Below are 17,818 nucleotides of genomic sequence, written 5' to 3' on the forward strand. Positions count from 1 at the left end.
TACATCTCCTTAATCTTTTATTGATATAAATTCTGAACCAAAAAGTTCCTTTGCTTTTGACACAACGTCACTTTCTGATTTCTCTTCTTGTATTTTATCATCTTGTTGCGAATTTGACGATTTAATTTCACTTTTATGTTTTTTAATAAAGTCTTGTCTCAAAACCGGCCATTCTGCTGTCGGCACCAAAATAATTTGCCTTGATTCTTTCAGTTCTAGCTCTAAATATCGATTTAAATCGTCTAATAAGCCTTGATCATCTAAAACTTTTTCAAACCAAATATCATATTCAAACGCAATTACAACTTGTGTTGGACTTGCAGCCACTGGCTTTGAAACTTCCATCATGGCACGCTTTGAAGGTGCAAGTGCTTTGAGAACATCTTTCCACACATCAATGACTTGTTTTAAGTCACCTTTAGTGGCTGTTCTCAAAACATCATAAACCTGCTGTTGGTAATTATGACGTCGTTTTTTCTCAACAGAGGGCTTTGGTAATTTTGTTGATTGCGTTGACACTTGCTGAACGGGTTTTGATTTTAATTGTTCAATCTGTTGTATTGCCTGATTCAATTTTTGATTTAACGTGGTTAACTCTTCTTGAATATGAGCATCTTCAACACCTGTCGCTGGAACATAATTAACTGACTTAACAACAAATACATCCAAGAGCGTTTTTTGTTGCGTACTATATTTTAGATTATTTAGTGCTTCATTAGCGTATTCAATCATAGCTAATAATTGATTTTGTGAAGTTTCTTGCGCTTTTTGTATTAATTCTGTTGTGTTCGCTTGCTTAATATCTTTTTGAGCAAGCAACATTGTAGTTAATACATCAATAACTTCTGTTAAAATATTTTTTACAGTAATACCTTTATCTTGTAAATCAGTTGATTCTTGCAAACTTTCTGTGAGATTTCTATTCAAAATACTAATTAATATCGATTGTACAGCTCTAGTATTGGCATATCCTGTAGTTTCTTCAACCTCTTTAACTGTTACTTGACTACCAGAATTAAAAGAAATAATTTGATCTAAAATACTTAATGCATCACGCATTCCACCATCAGAAACTTTTGCAATCATTGCAACTGCTTCTGAGTCATAATCAATTTCCATATCCTCTAACACTTCAATCAAGTGATTAGTAATTGTTTTGACTTGTAAATTTTTAAAAATAAATTTTTGAGTTCTTGAAATAATAGTTGCTGGAACTTTTTGTAGTTCGGTTGTTGCCAAAATAAATATAACGTGTTCAGGTGGCTCCTCAAGTGTTTTCAATAGTGCATTAAATGCCCCCATTGAAAGCATATGAACCTCATCAATAATATACACTTTATATTGGCCTTGTGAGGGTGCATACTTCACTTTATCACGAATATCTCGAATTTCATCTACACCATTATTGGATGCGGCATCAATTTCAAGCAAGTCATTCAAACTTCCATTATCTGAAGCTATGCAATTTTCACAGTGATTACAAGGTTCACCGTCTATTAAATTCGTACAATTAACAGCTTTAGCTAAAATTTTAGCACAACTCGTTTTTCCAGTTCCACGTGGACCTGAAAATAAATAAGCGTGACTGACTTTATCAGCTGTTAATGCATTTTTTAAAGTTTGGGTAATAACTTCTTGTCCTATGACATCTTTAAATTGACGTGGACGCCATGTTCGGTATAAAGCTTGATAACTCATAATTCCCCTCTTTACGTAAAAAACTCATAGCCAATACGGCTATGAGTTTGTTATATTTTCATTAAAAGGCACATGCTACCACAAACTTAGTGCTGCTTTCTTCCGAACCTGACACGATTCATAAGGATAACATTGCCTAAGGCCCTACGGCCAATATCTATCATAACGTATCTGCATTATTTTTTCTACCTTTTTTCAGAAGTTTTTGACGTTTTCTGATATCTTGAAAAAAGGTTTTTAAAATTTGCTTCCCTTGGTCTAAATACAAACCACCATAAGCTCTTGGATGATGATTAAGTTTTTCAACAGCAAACAAATCAAGCACCGATCCGCAAGCACCTGCTTTAGGATCAAAAGCTGAATAGTAAACTGTTTCTATTCGACTATTGATGATGGCACCAGCACACATTGGACAAGGTTCTAATGTTACAAATAACTGACAACCTTCTAGCCGCCAACTATTTAAATACTCACAAGCCATTCTTATAGCAGTTGTCTCAGCATGCAAGGTAGCATCTTGCTTTTCTTCACGCTCATTATGACCTGTACCAATAATTTGGCTGTCTTTAACAACTACCGCGCCAATGGGAACTTCGTCTTTTTGACGTGCTTTTTCGGCTTCACTAAAAGCGGCTTGCATAAATATTTGCTTATCTTCTTTTGAAATCATCTAGCTTCCTTCACCGCTTGTAAAATGTAATATCCCTTATCTTTAGCGACAACTTTCACATTTCCAAAAGTTTCTTGCATTAGTTTTTTAGCAGATGGTGCCCCTTGTTTCTTTTGTAAAACTGCCCATAATTGACCACCTTCAACTAAATAATTGAACGCATCTTTAAGCATTGTTGAAACGACTGTTTTACCTGCACGAATCGGCGGATTTGTGGCAATAGCGGCAAACTTTCCCTCAACATTATCATAACAGCTAGATTCATAAATTTTAACGTTGTCAATTTGATTAGTTTTAGCATTTTCACTAGCTAGTTGTAAACTTCTCTCATTAACATCAACCATATGAACTAAGTAGTCTGGAAAAGTTTTAGCTAAGTAAAGGCCCATTGGACCATAGCCTGTACCTAAATCAAGCCAATCACCTGAAACGATTTCAGCTGACTGCGTGATTGCTTTAAGTAAAGCTAAAGAACCATAGTCAATTCTATTTTTTGAAAACACACCATTATCAGTTTTAAATTTTAGATGCTCATCATTTAACTCTAATGACACTTCTTGATAGTGGTGATCTGATGTAGGTGCTTGGGTAAAGTATTGTTCTTCCATTTCTTTGCCTCGATTGCTTTTTACTTAATTTTATAGTGAATAAAAAAAAGATGCAATCATTAAGATTGCATCTTTTTTGAGAAACGAACAATTATTTAAGAGTAATTGATGCGCCAACTTCTTCAAGTTTAGCTTTCATTTCGTCAGCTGCTTCTTTGTCAGCACCTTCTTTAACGATTGAAGGAGCACCATCTACAAGACCTTTAGCATCTTTCAAGCCAAGACCTGTGATTTCACGAACTGCTTTGATAACTTTAACTTTTTCGCCACCAACTTCAGTTAGTTCAACGTCAAATTCTGTTTGTTCTGCAGCAGCATCGCCACCAGCAGCAGCACCAGCAGCAACAGGAGCAGCAGCTGTAACGCCAAATTCTTCTTCAATTGCTTTAACTAGGTCGTTTAGTTCAAGAACACTAGCTTCTTTAATTTGGTCAATGATTTTTTGTGTATCTAAAGCCATTTTATTTCCTCCGAATGAATAATAATTAGTCTAAATTATTTTTAATTTAATTAAGCGGCTGAACCATCATCATCTTTTGATTCTGCAACGTTCTTAACCGCATAAGCAAAGTTGCGAACAGGTGCTTGAAGCACTGATAACAACATTGATAGTAGGCCATCGTGACCTGGTAATTGTGAAATTTCTTGAATTTGTTCAAGAGATGCAACAGTACCTTCGATAACTCCACCTTTAATTTCAAGAGGTTCGATATCTTTAGCGTACTTAGCGATAATACGTGCAGGGGCTACAGCATCATCGTTAGAGAATGCTACAGCAGTAGGACCTGTGAAAGTTTCATCAAGACCTTCGTAACCTGCTTTATCAGCTGCACGACGTAAAATTGTGTTTTTAACAACTTTCATTTCTACGCCATTTTCACGTAATTCGCGACGCATATTTGTTACTTGGTCAACATTTAGACCTAAGTAGTCGATGATAACAACAGAAGTTGCTTGGTTGAATTTTTCAACAATTTCATCAACTAATAGCGCTTTTTTAGCAATAGCTGCTTCACTCATTTGTTTCACCTCACTCTATTCCAAAATTTATATTATGATTTTTATCTACCATATTAGAAAGACTCCATACCAAAAAAGTATGGAGTCAAAACTCACATCATTTTCTGGCCTCAGCGGGAAATTAAGATAGATAATCTATCACCCGAGTCTTAGGTAGAAATCATAACTACAGTATAGCTTAATTAATGACTTGTTGTCAATTGGTTAATTAAGCGTTTGGGTTCAAGTGAACACCTGGTGTAAATGTTGAAGTTACAGAAACGCTAGTTACGTATTGTCCTTTAGCTGATGCTGGACGAGCACGTAAAATAACGTCATTTAATGCGTTAAAGTTTTCAACAAGTTTTTCATCTGAGAATGAAACTTTACCGATTGGTGCGTGGATTAAACCAGCTTTATCAACACGGTATGTTACTTGTCCAGCTTTAACGTTGTTAACTGCAGTTTCAACATCCATTGTAACTGTACCAGTTTTAGGGTTAGGCATTAAACCTTTAGGTCCAAGTACACGACCTAACGGTCCAACTTTGGCCATCATTTGAGGTGTGGCAACCACAACGTCAAAATCTAACCATCCGTCTTGGATGCGTTCTACTAAATCATCAGAACCTACAACGTCTGCACCTGCAGCTTCTGCAGCTTTAGCTTGTTCACCTTCGGCGAATACAATAACACGTTGAGTTTTACCTGTTCCGTTTGGAAGAACAAGGGCTCCACGAATTTGTTGATCAGCTTGTCTTGGATCAACGTTTAAGTTATATGCAACTTCAACAGTTGCGTCAAATTTTGCGTAATCCATTTCTTTTGTTAAAGAAACAGCTTCTTCGATTGAGTATTGTTTGCTTGAATCAACTTTTTTCAAAGCTTCAATATATTTTTTTCCATGCTTTGGCATGTGTTTTCCTCCTTGCAAATGTGGTCATCGGATTTGTAATCCTCCCACTTGATTTGTTAACTTTCATTAACAATCCGACGCTGTCTTGAAATTAGTCTTTTACAACAAATCCCATACTTCTAGCAGTACCTTCAACCATGCGCATAGCTGCTTCGACATCAGCAGCGTTTAGGTCTTGCATTTTTGTTTCAGCGATTTCTCTAACTTGATCTTTTGTAACTTCAGCGACTTTGTTTTTGTTTGGTTCGCCTGAACCTTTAGCTACTCCGGCTGCTTTAGTTAATAAAACAGCTGCTGGAGGAGTTTTTGTAACAAAATCGAATGAACGATCTTCATAAACTGTAATCACAACAGGAATAATCATTCCTTGTTGGTCAGCAGTTCTTGCGTTGAAATCCTTTGTGAAACCAACAATGTTGATCCCAGCTTGCCCTAGAGCAGGTCCAACTGGGGGAGCAGGAGTTGCTTGTCCTGCAGGAATTTGTAATTTTACAATGTTTGCGACTTTTTTTGCCACGTGACATACCTCCTCAAGTCCGTGTGTGGTTATAGTGGGGATGTATATTTCCCCTCCCACATATACTAAACATACTTGACTAACATAACACTAAAATGTCATCTTTGCAAGTCTAATTTTATTTTAACTAGAATTTTTCTACTTGATTGAAGTCTAGTTCGGTATCGGTTTCACGACCAAACATTTCAACCTCAACATGCAATTTGAACTTTTCACGATCAACTTCCACAATTTTACCTGCCATACCTTCAAAGGCACCTTCTTTGATAGAAACTGTTTCGCCAATTTCAAAGTCTTCTTCACTATAGCGAGTTGTGGCACCCATGTGTTTCAAGATATGTTCAATTTCCTCATCAAGTAGTGGAGCTGGTTTGCTTCCAGCACCGTGACTACCAACGAACCCTGTCACACCGGGAGTATTTCTAACAACGAACCAAGATTGATCTGACATAACCATTTCAACTAAAACATATCCAGGGAAAGTCTTTTCCATTTCAACTTTTCCGCTGTCTTCTTGATCGTAACTTTTTTCTTCAGGAACTGCAACTCTAAAAATATGCTTTTCCATTCCCATAGTTTGAGCACGAGATTCTAAGTTAGCTTTGACTTTATTTTCATATCCTGAATAAGTATGCAAGACATACCACTTTTTTTCATGTGATTCCATAGTGAGTTTACTCCTTAATTTTTTGCAAAATAAAAAATCCCCATACAGCATGGAGATTTATCGGCGATTTGAGTATATCAAATATTTAAGATTTTGACAATCGATTAAAAGATTGAAGTCATTAGTGAGCCAAATGCCCAATCTAACAGCCCTAAATAAACAGCAAACATCACTGTTGTCGAAATAACAACCCATGTGTCATGGCGATTTTCTTTAAGTGTAGGCCATGATACTAATTTCATTTCAGCAAAAACACTCTTCAAAAATTTCATAATAGCTCCTATCTTGTTTCCTTGTGCAAAGTATGTTTTCCACAATGTTTACAAAACTTTTTAACTTCTAGACGCTCTGTGCGATTTTTATTTTCAGACACTGTGTAATTGCGTGATCCACAATCAACACAGGCCAACGCTACTTTTCTTAATGGCATAATTTTCTCCTTAATAAGTCATTATAACAATAGCAAAAACTATTTTTAAAGTCAAAGTAAAGTCATATTTCCAAACAAAAAAACTAAACAAAATTGTTTAGTCTTTTTGAACTTTACTATTATGACGACCGTATGTGAAGTATATAATCAACCCAAGTACAAACCAAATACCAAATACTTGCCAAGTTAAGGCTTTAAGTTGTGACATTAAGAATAGACAAGCTAAAAATGAAACAACTGGTAATACAGGATAAAATGGTGCTTTAAATGGATGATCTAACTGATCGTATTGTTTGGAATTACGTAAGAAGATAATTCCAATTGAAACTGTTGCAAAAGCAAACAAAGTCCCAATATTTACCAACTCAGTAATTTTATCTAGCGGAATAAATGTTGCAAAAATAGCAGCAACAACTGTAAAAATAACAGTATTAGTTACAGGAACGTGTGTCTTTGGGTTAACTTTTGATAATGATTTTGGTAGTAATCCATCACGACTAATTGCAAAAATCAAACGAGTTCCACCATAGGCCATTACAAGTAACACCGTTGTCATACCTGCAACTGCTCCCAATGAAACAATTCCAGAAATCCAATTTTGGTTAATAAATTGTAATGCAAATGCAACTGGATCCCCTACATTTAGTTGTGTGTAATGAACTACACCTACTAAAACAATTGCAACTGCTGCATACAATGCTGAAGCAACAACTAAACTTGAGATAATTCCAATTGGCATATCTCTTTTGGGATTTTTAACTTCTTCAGCTGCTGTTGAAACAGCGTCAAACCCGATATAAGCATAAAAGGCAATAGCTGCACCAGATAAAACACCTGAAAAACCAAATGGCATTGCTGGAGAGTAGTTTTCAGGTTTTACATAAAATACGGCAACTGCTACGAATAAAACAATCACCGCAATTTTAATGAACACCATAATTTCATTAATTTTAGTTGATTCTCTCAAACCTAGGCTTAGTAAGAATCCAATCACCAAAATAACTAGACCTGCTACAATATTTCCACCACCATGACCATTTTCATATGCTTGTGTTAGAAATCCCGGCAAGTGAATCGAAAACCCACTTAACAGATTTTGAAAATAAGATGACCAACTAACTGCCACTGATGAAACTGCAAATAAATACTCCGATATTAGCGACCAACCAATAATCCAAGCGACAATTTCACCAAAAACAACATATACATATGTATAAGCACTACCAGCAAGTGGAATCGTTGAAGCAAACTCTGAATAACATAAAGCTGCTAAAGCACATACCACAGCCGCAATAATAAATGATAAATAGGCACTTGGGCCAGCATGAAGTGCTGCAATAATACCAGGTGTAATAAAAATACCAGCACCAACAACAGCTCCAACCCCCATAGAAGTCAATCCTAGAGCGCCTAATGTTTTTTCTAATTTACTATGTTTAACTTGATCTAAGTCAACTGTCCGCTTTTTGAACAGCCCCTGAACAAAATTACTCATGTACTTCACCGTCTTTCTTTTGTCGAAAATTAGATATAGATTAAATTCTATCTTATTTTTAACATCCTGACAAGACAAAAATGACACAAAAAAAGAGCTGTCAACTTATGACAACTCTTCTTAAACAAATCTTATTTCAAATGAGATTCGATAAATTCTTTGATTTTTGAATCTTCACAGTCCATAAATGGACGCATTTTTGATTCTGTCTCCAATGTGTTCTTGTTATTGTGGTCCATGAAGTAGTCCCATAGGGCATCTCTTACAGGGATGTCGCTAGTACTCCAATCAAATGCATCAGACATCTTTGTGTCCAATAATAATTTTTGATCAACATATGCAGTTGCCATAGTAACTACCTCCTATTTATTTTTACATTCTTAGTGTAGTTCCACTCTCCTAAAAATACAATTAATAAGACTCGTTTTCTGCTAAAAATTGTGCTAATTTTTTTCGACACCGATCTTTTGCTGCTCTTAAGCCTTTTTGCTCTGCTTCATTTAAAGAATCAATTGAAATATTTCCCAAAATAATCTGTAATGCTTTAAGTTCAAGTAAAGATAACAACTTGACCAATCTATCTAGTTTTTCAAAATCAACAAATCGCAGTGTTTGTAAAGTAACCTCTAGATAGACTTGAGCTGGGACAATGCCTAGTTCTGAACTTTTTTCATACGAAAATGCTTCTGTTTGTGATTTTCGTTTTTGAGCTGATTCTCTTCTTAACAAGCTTTTAGCATGATTATGCAATCTCAGTTTAAAGAATCCCCCAAATTTAACTGCTTTCTCAATTTTAAACAGCTTAGTTGTCTCATAACAAATAATCATAGCTTCTTGTTGCCAGTCGCTATCGTCATAATCACGTAAAAAATAGTGATACTTCACACGATTAATCATTGGTTGATACCTTATAATCAATTCATTTAGCGCATCGTCATTAGCTGTACATGCTAACTCAACTAACTCATTATCAGTTTTCTTTTTCATTATCCTGCCCCTCCACTCGGCTCTTTAACTATAGCAAGATACCCAAACTAATAACGTGTTAATTTCTTTTATTTAAGCAAACAAAAAGAAGTGTCGCATATGCAACACTCCTTTTTATACTTCACGTGAAGTAAAAGCTTGATACATTAAAACACCCGATGCAACACCGGCGTTTAGACTTTGGACATGCCCAACCATCGGAATAGTTAACATCTGATCCATTTGTTCTTTAAGTAGTCGAGAAATTCCTTTTCCCTCATTTCCAATTACTAAAACTGTCTTACCTTTTGCATCCCATTTACGGTAATCTTGTCCTTTCATATCGGTACCAAAGAACCAAAATCCTGCCTTCTTCATCTTGTTAACAGTGTTAACTAAATTGGTCTCGCGAATAACAGGGACATGATTAATCGCACCGGTTGAACTTTTGGCAACAACACTTGTTAATCCGGTCGCACGGTGTTTTGGAATAATGATTGCATCTACACCAGTTGCATCAGCAGTTCTTAAAATAGACCCTAAATTATGTGGATCTTCGATTGAATCTAGCATTAAAATCATCGGATTTTTATTTTCTAGCTGAACCAATGTATCATCTAAATCAGCATACTCAAAGCTAGCAATTGTCAAAACAATCCCTTGATGATTTGCTTGATGACCCACCAATTTTTCAAGTTTATTTTTGGGAACTTCTTGCACGACAACACGTGCTTTTTTAGCTAGTCCTTTGATTTCTTTTTCAAAATCAGCACTTACACCATTTTGCAAAAAGATTTTGTTAACACGAGAGCCTTCATTATTTTTTAAATAATCAACGGCTGCATGTTTTCCATAGACGAACTCTTGTGACACTTTATCTGAATCTGTATTCATTATTTGCTCCTGATTCTACTTTTTCAATACACCAATTAGTTAGTTCAACCACACGACTATCTTGATAGCTTAAAGATAAAAAGCCAAAAACCGCTTCAAATCCTGTTGAAAGATGATAAGTCGCCGTTGAGGTGTTTTTAGCTTTTGTGTGGCTTTTAGCATTGCGACCTCGCATAAAAATTGCTAGTTCTTGTTCAGTTAACACATTTTCATCTTGCATGCGTGTAATTAAAGCAGCTTGTGCTTTTGCCGAAACATATTGTGTTGCTGTTTTTTGTAGTTGGTTGGGTCTGACAATACCAGACTCAACTAAATGTTTGCGAATCAAAATTTCGTATGCACCATCGCCAACATAAGCTAACGTTACTGCATTCAAAATTGACGGATCTTTAACTTTCATTTTTCTTCCACCTTGTTCCTTGAGGTGTGTCTTCAATCACAATCCCCATACCTTTTAATTGGTCTCGGATTTCATCACTAGTCTTAAAATCTTTTTGACTTCTAGCTTCATCTCTTTTTTTGATTAATGCTTCTACTTCCTCAGACAAGTTATCTGATTTTTGATTAAATTCAACACCAAAGACTGTCATAATCTTAATAAATTCTTCTTTAAAGATTGTTAAAACAGTTTTATCAACAGTTGACTCTTGTAAATGTTGATTAATAGCACGCGTTAACTCATAAAGAACCGTTAATCCGTTTTGAACATTAAAGTCATCATCCATCGCAGCTTTAAATTCAGCAACTTTTTCGTTAACAAGCTGTGCTAACTCAGTATTTTCTTGAGATGAAGTTTGGTCATTTAGACGGTAATCAATGTTTTGATAAAGATTCTTAAAATATTGCACACGTTCACGTGCTTCTTGCATATTATCATCATTGTAATGAATAGGACGGCGATATTGCGTACTTGCCATAAAAAATCGTAGTACAGTCGGATCTTCTCCTTGCAATAAATCATGAACTGTTACAAAGTTTCCCGCTGACTTACTCATCTTTTCATTTTGGTTACCCACAGTTACAAACCCGTTATGCATCCAATAATTTACAAATTTGTGTCCTGTCTTGGCTTCACTTTGGGCAATTTCATTCTCGTGATGAGGAAACTGTAAATCTTGTCCTCCACCGTGAATATCAAATGTTTCACCTAACAATTTAGTTGACATCACTGAACATTCAATATGCCAACCAGGACGCCCTTTACCAAAGGGTGAATCCCAAGCAACTTCTGATGCCTCTTTTTGTGGTTTCCATAACACAAAATCAAGCGGATCTTCTTTTGTGGTCACTTCTTCTTGTGTTAAGTGCTGTGAAGCACCGTTTTCAAGTTGTTCAATATTTTGTTTTGAAAGTTCGCCATAATGTTTAAAATGACGTGCACGAAAATAAACATTACCCGAAACTTCATAAGCATAGTCTTTTTCAACTAAAGCTTCAATAAACTTGATAATATCATCAATCATATGAGTTGCTCTTGGATTTGCGGTTGCTGGTTTGATATTTAGAGCTTTTGTATCTGCCATAAAGGCTTCAATAAAGCGGTTTGCTAATTCATCAACCGTGATTTTTTCTTTTTTAGCTTGCTTAATCATCTTATCATCAACATCCGTGAAGTTAGAAACATAAGTCACATCGTATCCACGATATTCTAAATAACGACGAATTGTATCAAATGACACCGCACTTCTAGCATTTCCAATGTGAATATAATTATATACAGTAGGTCCACAGACATACATCTTCACTTCATTTTCATGAATAGGTTTAAATAATTCTTTTTCTCGAGTTAACGTATTGAAGATTTTTATCATCTTTGCGGATCCCTTCTAAATTTTGTAGTGAATAGTTTTATTATATAAGTTGTGAGCACAATTATAAACCGCAAAATTAAAAAAGCGACTTGACTGACTCAAGTCGCTTTTCAATTTAGTTCATTTGATTTAGTGTTTGCTGAATATGTTTCATTGTCTTTTGACGACCTAACAATTCAATTGATTCACCAATTCCAGGTCCATGCATTGAACGTGTTGTTGCAATACGAACAGGCATGAACAATTTGCGTCCCTTAACTTTAGTTTCTTTTTGAATTTCCTTAATAACAGCCATGATTTGAACACTTGTAAAGTGGTCTAATTGTTCTAGCTTATCGTGGAAAGCTTTCAAAACGACAGGTGCTGTTTCATCAGCTAATTCTGCCATTGCTTCTTCAGAAAGCGTATCTGGTTCTTTGAAGAAGATATCTGCAAATTCTGCAAGTTGAGCAGTATAACTCATTTGTTCTGAATAAAGTGAAACTAATTGACGAACCCACTCAATTTTTTCAGGAGTTGGATCTTTTTCAACTAAACCTTTTTCAATTAAGTTGTGTAGAGATAAGTCTAACAACATATCAGGGTTAGCAGTTTTAACATATTGATTGTTAACCCATTCTAGTTTTTTAGCATCAAATGATGCTGGTGATTTACTTAATCTTTCTGGATCAAAAGCTTTAATTAACTCTTGTTTTGAGAAGATTTCATCTTCACCTACTGGTGACCAACCTAGCAAAGTAATGAAGTTAAACATCGCATCAGGTAGGTAACCTAATTCACGGTATTGTTCGATGAATTGTAAGATTGATTCATCACGTTTTGATAACTTCTTACCTGTTTCAGTATTCACAATTAATGTCATGTGACCAAATTCTGGGCGTTCCCATTCTAATGCATCATAAATCATTAATTGTTTTGGTGTGTTTGCGATATGATCATCTCCACGTAAAACGTGCGAAATTTCCATTAAATGATCATCAATAACAACCGCAAAGTTATAAGTTGGCATGCCATCACGTTTTTGAATGACAAAATCACCACCAACTGTGTTCCCTTCAAAACTAATTTTACCTTTAACAATGTCGTCCCATTCGTATAACTCATTTGGCACACGGAAGCGAACAACAGGTGTTAGCCCTTTAGCTTCAGATTCTTGTTGTGATTTTGCAATTTGTTCATCAGACATACCAGCATATTCATAAACATAGTGAGGTGCAATTCCTTTTTCGATTTGCGCTTCACGTTCTGCTGTCAATTCATCTTCTGTCTTATATGAATGATAAGCTAAACCTTGGTCTAATAATTGTTGAATATATTTTAAGTAAATATCCTTACGCTCTGATTGACGATAAGGACCATATTTACCCCCAACATCTGGACCTTCATCCCAGTCAATCCCTAACCATCTCAAGTTATCTAATTGACTAGTTTCACCATCTTGAATGTTACGTTTTGTATCAGTATCTTCGATACGAACAATAAACTTACCCTTGTTATGTCTAGCAAATAAGTAGTTAAATAATGCAGTTCTTGCATTCCCAATATGCAAATGTCCTGTAGGACTTGGTGCATAACGCACTCTCATTTTATTTTTACTCAATCCAAACGCCTCTTTCATTTGTAATACGCTATAAGTGTACAGGTTTCTTCTCAAAAATTCAAAACTTAAAACAGGTAATTTAGTGCCTGCTGAATCGATACGACAGGAACGATTTCAATTCCTTCAGACTGACGCAATGACTCTTTCAGATTATTCTTAGGAATATACACACGCTTAAATCCTAAATTACGTGCTTCCTTGATACGATCTTCAATTTGTGTCACACGTCTAATTTCACCAGTTAAGCCGATTTCACCAATAAAACAGTCTGTTTGATTAATCTCTTTTTCTTTATAACTTGAAGCAATAGCAACTGCAATAGCTAAATCAATAGCTGGTTCATCCAATCGAACGCCACCTGTTGCTTTCAAAAAGGCATCTTGATTTTGGAGCAATAATCCACCACGTTTTTCAAGTACTGCCATAATTAGGGCGACTCGATGAGTATTTAAGCCTGTAGATGTCCGCTTAGCATTACCAAATGCTGTGGGTGTCACTAATGCTTGAAGTTCTACTAATATTGGACGGGTTCCCTCCATTGAAACCACTACAGCAGAACCAGTGCTGTTGGGCAGTCGTTCGTCTAAAAAGATAGCAGAGGGGTTCTTAACCTCAGCAAGGCCTTCACCCTTCATTTCAAACATTCCAATTTCATTAGCAGCACCGAACCGATTCTTAACAGAACGAATAATACGATAAGCATGATGTGCTTCACCCTCAAAATAGAGTACAGTATCAACCATATGCTCTAAAATCTTTGGTCCAGCAATTCCACCACTTTTTGTTACATGTCCCACCACAAAAACCGTGATTTGGTCATTTTTGGCAATCTTCATCAGTTCAGAAGTTACTTCCTTAACTTGCGTAACACTACCAACAACAGCATCTAATTCTGGTTCATTCATTGTTTGAATAGAATCAATAATCAAAAAATCAGGTTTCATTTCATTAACTTGTTGGCGAATTTCACTCATATCTGTTTCTGAATAAATATATAATTGTTCAGAATCAATTTCAAGCCGTTGCGCACGCATCTTAATTTGAGTAGGACTTTCTTCTCCAGACACATATAATACTGTTTGCTTTTGGGCAAGCTCACCGCAGACCTGTAGTAGTAGTGTAGATTTCCCAATTCCTGGATCACCACCTAGAAGTACCAATGAGCCTTTAACTGCACCACCACCTAAAACACGATCTAACTCATCAAATTGTGTTGACGTTCGATTTTCTTTAGTTGATGTGATTTCTTTTAGATGCTGCGGTTGTCGAATCCCAGTTGTTGTCATTCTTCTGCTTGGCGTTGCTTTACTTGATACTTTAGCTGCTTCTTTTTTAGTTTCAACAAACTGATTCCAGGCCTGACAATTGGGACATCTTCCCAAGTAACTCGCTGAATGATAGCCACAATTTTGACAGGTATACTCTATTCTTGATTTTGCCAATCTTTATTCTCCTTTATTCACCTGATGAACCAAATCCTCCTATTCGTTCTTTTTGATCATTTGATTCATCATCAGCCGTTAAGTAAGGCATGAAGATACCTTGCCCGATGCGTTCACCTTTTTTAATTCTAAGTGTTCTAGGTCCAAAGTTTAGAACTTGAATGAAAATCTCACCTTCGTTATTTTCATTACCATAGTAATCTGAGTCAATAATACCAATTCCGTTAGGCAAAATTAATTGACGCTTAATTGGGTTACTAGAACGGTTAGCTAACATTAAATACTCGTCCTCACGCATATATGATTTAATTCCTGTTGGTACTAAAAATGGACGAAGCGTTTCATTAGCTAATTGTTCATCTTGTTTGGTTAGTCTATGGCCGTTTTTGATCAAACGAAAAATACGGACAAAGTTTAAACGCCATATTGATGGAATTTCAAAATCTTCAGCTGCTTCAAAATCATAACCAGCTGCACCCTTAGTTTGTCTTTTAGGAATGTTTATCCCCATTCCTTGGTATCGTGACACAATCTCAAATCCTCGTTTTTTCATAAAGAGCTCCCTCATTTCATTTTGTATGGTTTATTATAAACAAGATAACTTATAATTTCATTGATATTACTAAAAAATTCTTAGACAATAGAGATGGAGGTGATAATGTGGAATTTTTAGAAGAAAATAATCGTTTTTATCAATTAGATGATGATCAAAAACTAATTGCTGAAATTCGATTTGATACTATTAAAGACAATCAAGTACTTGTTATTGAACATACGTTCACACGTCCAGATTTCCGCGGACAAGGAATTGCTGCTGAGCTGGTGAAAAAGGTTGTCGATTTTGCAATTGAAAATCACCAACAAGTTCAACCACTTTGTTCATATGCAAAAAAAGAATTTATTAAAAACAAAGACTATCAAAAAGTTTGGTATAACCATTAATTATTGAAAGGACCTAATCCCATCATGGATCAAAATACATTAAAAAAATCTGCTGCTGAATATGCTTGTGCTAACTTTATACATGACAATATGAAACTTGGACTTGGAACAGGTTCTACTGTAACATTTTTAGTTGATGCTTTAGGCAAACGTATTAAAGAAGAAAATCTAAATATTACAACCGTTTCAACTTCTTCAAGAACAAAACGCCAAGCTGAAAGCTTAGGAATCAAAGTTGTCGATTTAAACGATATCGATGAACTTGACCTAACTATTGATGGTGCTGACCAAATCAGCCCTGACTACCAAGGCATTAAGGGTGGCGGCGCTGCTCATACTTTAGAAAAAATTGTTGCAACTGCCTCAAAACGCAATCTATGGATTGTTGATGAAAGTAAAATTGCTGAACCATTCGGTTCTTTCCCTCTACCCGTTGAAGTTTTAGATAAAGCTCAAAACCAATTAATGCTTAAATTTGAACAAAAAGAGCTTAACCCTCAATTACGCTTAAATGAAAATGGTAAACCCGTAAGAACTCACTTTGGTAATTTAATTGTTGATTTACATTTAGGTCAAATTCAAAATCCTCATGAACTAGGTGCATACTTAAAATCCCAAGTTGGCGTTGTTGAACATGGTTTATTCCTTGACACAGTCAACACTGTCATCGTTGGTCGTGAAGAAGGACGAAATTGTATCGATAATATTCGTTAATAAAATATTAATAAAATATTAGAAAAATCAATTGATTTGAGGTACAATAATTTCAAGATTCAAATTACATAGGAGGAACTTTTATATGTCTAAAGATATTTCGCAACAAGATTTAGCCAAAATCGAACAAGATTTTGCAAAATACCCCTCAGCACGCGTTTTACAACGTGCAGTTATGACTAATGGTATTAATGCAAGCAGTCAAAATATGGATTCACAAATCGCAATGGATCCTACTTTCTCAGTAGAAGTAGCTACTGGAGAAGTTTCAAATCAAAAACAATCAGGACGTTGCTGGATGTTTGCTGCATTGAACACAATGCGTCACCCATTCCAAAAAGAATTCAAGGTCAATGGTTTTGAATTATCACAAAACTATACATTTTTCTGGGACAAGTTTGAAAAAGCAAACTTCTTCTACGAAAATGTTATTGAAACTTCAGACCTTCCTCTTGGCGACCGTAAAGTTGACTTCTTACTAACTACACCTCAACAAGATGGTGGTCAATGGGATATGCTAGTTGCTCTAGTTCAAAAATATGGTTTAGTTCCTAAGTCAGTTATGCCTGAAACATTCAGTGCAACAAAATCTGCACAACTAAACAAAAACTTGAACTTAAAATTACGTCGTGATGCTGTTGAATTACGTCGTTTAATGGACGAACAAACACCTAGAGAACAAGTTGAATCTCGTAAAAACACATTCTTAAGTGAAGTTTACCGCATGTTAGCTTATGCTTTAGGTAACCCTCCTAAAACATTTGATTTTGAATACCGCGATACAGATAAAAAATACCATCGTGATGCTCAATTGACACCTCAATCATTCTTTGAAAAATACATTGGTTGGAACTTAGAAGACTATGTTTCAGTCATCAATGCTCCAACTGAAAATAAACCTTTCAATCAAGTTTACAACGTTGAACTACTGGGTAATGTTGTTGGCGGACGTGAAGTTCGTCACTTGAACTTAGAAATCGAAGAATTAAAACGTCTAACCATTGCACAGCTTGAAGCTGGTGAAACAGTTTGGTTTGGTTCTGATGTTGGTCAAAGTTCAGACCGTCAAGCAGGTATCATGGATACTGAAATCTACAAACCTGATGAACTATTTGATGTTGATTTACACATGACTAAAGGTGACCGATTAGACTATGCTGAAAGTTTAATGACTCACGCAATGGTTATTACTGGTGTTGACTTAGTTGAAGGTCAACCAACTCGTTGGAAAGTTGAAAACTCATGGGGAGATAAAGTTGGTCATAAAGGTTACTTTGTGATGAGCGACTCATGGTTTGAAGAATTTACTTACCAAGTTGTTATCAATAAAAAATTCTTAACGGCTGACCAAAAAGATATCTACGAAAACTCAGAAGCACACGTATTAGCCCCTTGGGATCCAATGGGTGCATTAGCTGAATAATAACCAGCAAGCAAAAAAAGAGCGAA

The 17,818-nt window shown here is 35.6% G+C and carries 22 protein-coding genes, 1 other RNA gene and 1 other annotated feature; of the genes, 3 read left to right on the forward strand and 20 right to left on the reverse strand.

Annotation, left to right across the window (positions count from 1 at the left end):
• Nucleotides 1-9 precede the first annotated feature (9 nt).
• The 20 genes from dnaX to FC86_RS02885 all read right to left on the reverse strand — a co-directional run bounded on the left by dnaX (nt 10) and on the right by FC86_RS02885 (nt 15,266).
• A complete protein-coding gene (dnaX, locus tag FC86_RS02795; protein WP_056974488.1) occupies nt 10-1,698 on the reverse strand; it encodes a DNA polymerase III subunit gamma/tau in 1,689 nt (562 codons plus the stop codon).
• A 60-nt stretch (nt 1,699-1,758) separates the two neighbouring features.
• Nucleotides 1,759-1,842, reverse strand: an RNA gene (ffs, locus tag FC86_RS06465) — signal recognition particle sRNA small type.
• Between the two features lie 16 nt (nt 1,843-1,858).
• Nucleotides 1,859-2,368: a nucleoside deaminase gene (locus FC86_RS02800; protein WP_056974489.1), complete on the reverse strand. Its 510-nt coding sequence runs from the start codon at nt 2,366-2,368 to the stop codon at nt 1,859-1,861.
• Nucleotides 2,365-2,976 carry a class I SAM-dependent methyltransferase gene (locus FC86_RS02805; RefSeq protein ID WP_056974490.1) on the reverse strand — a complete coding sequence of 204 codons (612 nt, stop codon included), beginning with the start codon at nt 2,974-2,976 and terminating at the stop codon, nt 2,365-2,367. Before FC86_RS02805 ends, FC86_RS02800 begins: the two co-directional genes overlap by 4 nt.
• A gap of 91 nt (nt 2,977-3,067) precedes the next feature.
• Nucleotides 3,068-3,436: a 50S ribosomal protein L7/L12 gene (gene rplL / locus FC86_RS02810; protein WP_056974491.1), complete on the reverse strand. Its 369-nt coding sequence runs from the start codon at nt 3,434-3,436 to the stop codon at nt 3,068-3,070.
• Between the two features lie 50 nt (nt 3,437-3,486).
• A complete protein-coding gene (gene rplJ, locus FC86_RS02815; protein ID WP_056974492.1) occupies nt 3,487-3,996 on the reverse strand; it encodes a 50S ribosomal protein L10 in 510 nt (169 codons plus the stop codon).
• Between the two features lie 46 nt (nt 3,997-4,042).
• Nucleotides 4,043-4,168: a sequence feature (ribosomal protein L10 leader region), on the reverse strand.
• Between the two features lie 36 nt (nt 4,169-4,204).
• The gene (rplA, locus tag FC86_RS02820) at nt 4,205-4,891 is read right to left on the reverse strand and encodes a 50S ribosomal protein L1 (RefSeq protein WP_056974493.1); all 687 of its coding nucleotides are present in this window, start codon (nt 4,889-4,891) and stop codon (nt 4,205-4,207) included.
• 91 nt (nt 4,892-4,982) lie between these two features.
• Nucleotides 4,983-5,408, reverse strand: a complete 426-nt coding sequence (rplK, locus tag FC86_RS02825) for a 50S ribosomal protein L11 (RefSeq protein ID WP_056974494.1) — start codon at nt 5,406-5,408, stop codon at nt 4,983-4,985.
• Nucleotides 5,409-5,535: 127 nt separating this feature from the next.
• Nucleotides 5,536-6,075, reverse strand: a complete 540-nt coding sequence (nusG, locus tag FC86_RS02830) for a transcription termination/antitermination protein NusG (RefSeq protein WP_056974495.1) — start codon at nt 6,073-6,075, stop codon at nt 5,536-5,538.
• A 104-nt stretch (nt 6,076-6,179) separates the two neighbouring features.
• Complete coding sequence (gene secE / locus FC86_RS02835) at nt 6,180-6,350, reverse strand: preprotein translocase subunit SecE (RefSeq protein ID WP_056974686.1); 171 nt, start codon at nt 6,348-6,350, stop codon at nt 6,180-6,182.
• Nucleotides 6,351-6,355: 5 nt separating this feature from the next.
• On the reverse strand, nt 6,356-6,505 hold the full coding sequence (rpmG, locus tag FC86_RS02840) for a 50S ribosomal protein L33 (protein WP_056974496.1): 150 nt from the start codon (nt 6,503-6,505) through the stop codon (nt 6,356-6,358).
• A gap of 97 nt (nt 6,506-6,602) precedes the next feature.
• Complete coding sequence (locus tag FC86_RS02845; RefSeq protein ID WP_056974497.1) at nt 6,603-8,000, reverse strand: amino acid permease; 1,398 nt, start codon at nt 7,998-8,000, stop codon at nt 6,603-6,605.
• 131 nt (nt 8,001-8,131) lie between these two features.
• Nucleotides 8,132-8,350, reverse strand: coding sequence for a P8 family protein (locus tag FC86_RS02850; protein WP_056974498.1), 219 nt, complete (start codon nt 8,348-8,350; stop codon nt 8,132-8,134).
• Between the two features lie 61 nt (nt 8,351-8,411).
• A complete protein-coding gene (locus FC86_RS02855; RefSeq protein ID WP_056974499.1) occupies nt 8,412-8,987 on the reverse strand; it encodes a sigma factor in 576 nt (191 codons plus the stop codon).
• A 114-nt stretch (nt 8,988-9,101) separates the two neighbouring features.
• On the reverse strand, nt 9,102-9,860 hold the full coding sequence (gene rlmB, locus FC86_RS02860) for a 23S rRNA (guanosine(2251)-2'-O)-methyltransferase RlmB (protein WP_056974500.1): 759 nt from the start codon (nt 9,858-9,860) through the stop codon (nt 9,102-9,104).
• Nucleotides 9,841-10,260, reverse strand: coding sequence for a Mini-ribonuclease 3 (locus FC86_RS02865; RefSeq protein ID WP_056974501.1), 420 nt, complete (start codon nt 10,258-10,260; stop codon nt 9,841-9,843). The genes rlmB and FC86_RS02865 overlap by 20 nt, the downstream gene beginning before the upstream one ends.
• A complete protein-coding gene (cysS, locus tag FC86_RS02870; RefSeq protein WP_420835997.1) occupies nt 10,250-11,668 on the reverse strand; it encodes a cysteine--tRNA ligase in 1,419 nt (472 codons plus the stop codon). The genes FC86_RS02865 and cysS overlap by 11 nt, the downstream gene beginning before the upstream one ends.
• A gap of 118 nt (nt 11,669-11,786) precedes the next feature.
• Nucleotides 11,787-13,271, reverse strand: a complete 1,485-nt coding sequence (gene gltX, locus FC86_RS02875; protein WP_056974503.1) for a glutamate--tRNA ligase — start codon at nt 13,269-13,271, stop codon at nt 11,787-11,789.
• A 65-nt stretch (nt 13,272-13,336) separates the two neighbouring features.
• Nucleotides 13,337-14,713, reverse strand: coding sequence for a DNA repair protein RadA (gene radA, locus FC86_RS02880; RefSeq protein WP_056974504.1), 1,377 nt, complete (start codon nt 14,711-14,713; stop codon nt 13,337-13,339).
• A 13-nt stretch (nt 14,714-14,726) separates the two neighbouring features.
• On the reverse strand, nt 14,727-15,266 hold the full coding sequence (locus tag FC86_RS02885; RefSeq protein ID WP_056974505.1) for a dCTP deaminase/dUTPase family protein: 540 nt from the start codon (nt 15,264-15,266) through the stop codon (nt 14,727-14,729).
• Between the two features lie 107 nt (nt 15,267-15,373).
• Here FC86_RS02885 and FC86_RS02890 point away from each other — a divergent pair, with 107 nt between their 5' ends.
• The 3 genes from FC86_RS02890 (at nt 15,374) to FC86_RS02900 (ending at nt 17,792) form a co-directional block, all read left to right on the forward strand.
• Entirely contained in the window at nt 15,374-15,655 is a 282-nt protein-coding gene (locus tag FC86_RS02890; protein ID WP_056974506.1) for a GNAT family N-acetyltransferase, read from the forward strand.
• A 24-nt stretch (nt 15,656-15,679) separates the two neighbouring features.
• On the forward strand, nt 15,680-16,369 hold the full coding sequence (gene rpiA, locus FC86_RS02895; protein WP_056974507.1) for a ribose-5-phosphate isomerase RpiA: 690 nt from the start codon (nt 15,680-15,682) through the stop codon (nt 16,367-16,369).
• An 85-nt stretch (nt 16,370-16,454) separates the two neighbouring features.
• Nucleotides 16,455-17,792, forward strand: a complete 1,338-nt coding sequence (locus tag FC86_RS02900; protein WP_056974508.1) for a C1 family peptidase — start codon at nt 16,455-16,457, stop codon at nt 17,790-17,792.
• Nucleotides 17,793-17,818 lie beyond the last annotated feature (26 nt).

This window comes from Holzapfeliella floricola DSM 23037 = JCM 16512, from assembly GCF_001436605.1.
GTDB lineage: Bacteria > Bacillota > Bacilli > Lactobacillales > Lactobacillaceae > Holzapfeliella > Holzapfeliella floricola.

Excerpts from the sequence above, each read along its gene's own strand:
- nusG (WP_056974495.1), bottom strand. The coding sequence starts at position 6,075 with ATGGAATCACATGAAAAAAAGTGGTATGTCTTGCATACTTATTCAGGA.
- FC86_RS02855 (WP_056974499.1), bottom strand. The coding sequence starts at position 8,987 with ATGAAAAAGAAAACTGATAATGAGTTAGTTGAGTTAGCATGTACAGCT.
- rplA (WP_056974493.1), bottom strand. The coding sequence starts at position 4,891 with ATGCCAAAGCATGGAAAAAAATATATTGAAGCTTTGAAAAAAGTTGAT.
- rpmG (WP_056974496.1), bottom strand. The coding sequence starts at position 6,505 with ATGCCATTAAGAAAAGTAGCGTTGGCCTGTGTTGATTGTGGATCACGC.
- rpiA (WP_056974507.1), top strand. The coding sequence starts at position 15,680 with ATGGATCAAAATACATTAAAAAAATCTGCTGCTGAATATGCTTGTGCT.
- FC86_RS02850 (WP_056974498.1), bottom strand. The coding sequence starts at position 8,350 with ATGGCAACTGCATATGTTGATCAAAAATTATTATTGGACACAAAGATG.
- rplL (WP_056974491.1), bottom strand. The coding sequence starts at position 3,436 with ATGGCTTTAGATACACAAAAAATCATTGACCAAATTAAAGAAGCTAGT.
- FC86_RS02900 (WP_056974508.1), top strand. The coding sequence starts at position 16,455 with ATGTCTAAAGATATTTCGCAACAAGATTTAGCCAAAATCGAACAAGAT.
- dnaX (WP_056974488.1), bottom strand. The coding sequence starts at position 1,698 with ATGAGTTATCAAGCTTTATACCGAACATGGCGTCCACGTCAATTTAAA.
- rlmB (WP_056974500.1), bottom strand. The coding sequence starts at position 9,860 with ATGAATACAGATTCAGATAAAGTGTCACAAGAGTTCGTCTATGGAAAA.
- rplJ (WP_056974492.1), bottom strand. The coding sequence starts at position 3,996 with ATGAGTGAAGCAGCTATTGCTAAAAAAGCGCTATTAGTTGATGAAATT.
- FC86_RS02800 (WP_056974489.1), bottom strand. The coding sequence starts at position 2,368 with ATGATTTCAAAAGAAGATAAGCAAATATTTATGCAAGCCGCTTTTAGT.
- FC86_RS02865 (WP_056974501.1), bottom strand. The coding sequence starts at position 10,260 with ATGAAAGTTAAAGATCCGTCAATTTTGAATGCAGTAACGTTAGCTTAT.
- FC86_RS02805 (WP_056974490.1), bottom strand. The coding sequence starts at position 2,976 with ATGGAAGAACAATACTTTACCCAAGCACCTACATCAGATCACCACTAT.
- FC86_RS02845 (WP_056974497.1), bottom strand. The coding sequence starts at position 8,000 with ATGAGTAATTTTGTTCAGGGGCTGTTCAAAAAGCGGACAGTTGACTTA.
- FC86_RS02885 (WP_056974505.1), bottom strand. The coding sequence starts at position 15,266 with ATGAAAAAACGAGGATTTGAGATTGTGTCACGATACCAAGGAATGGGG.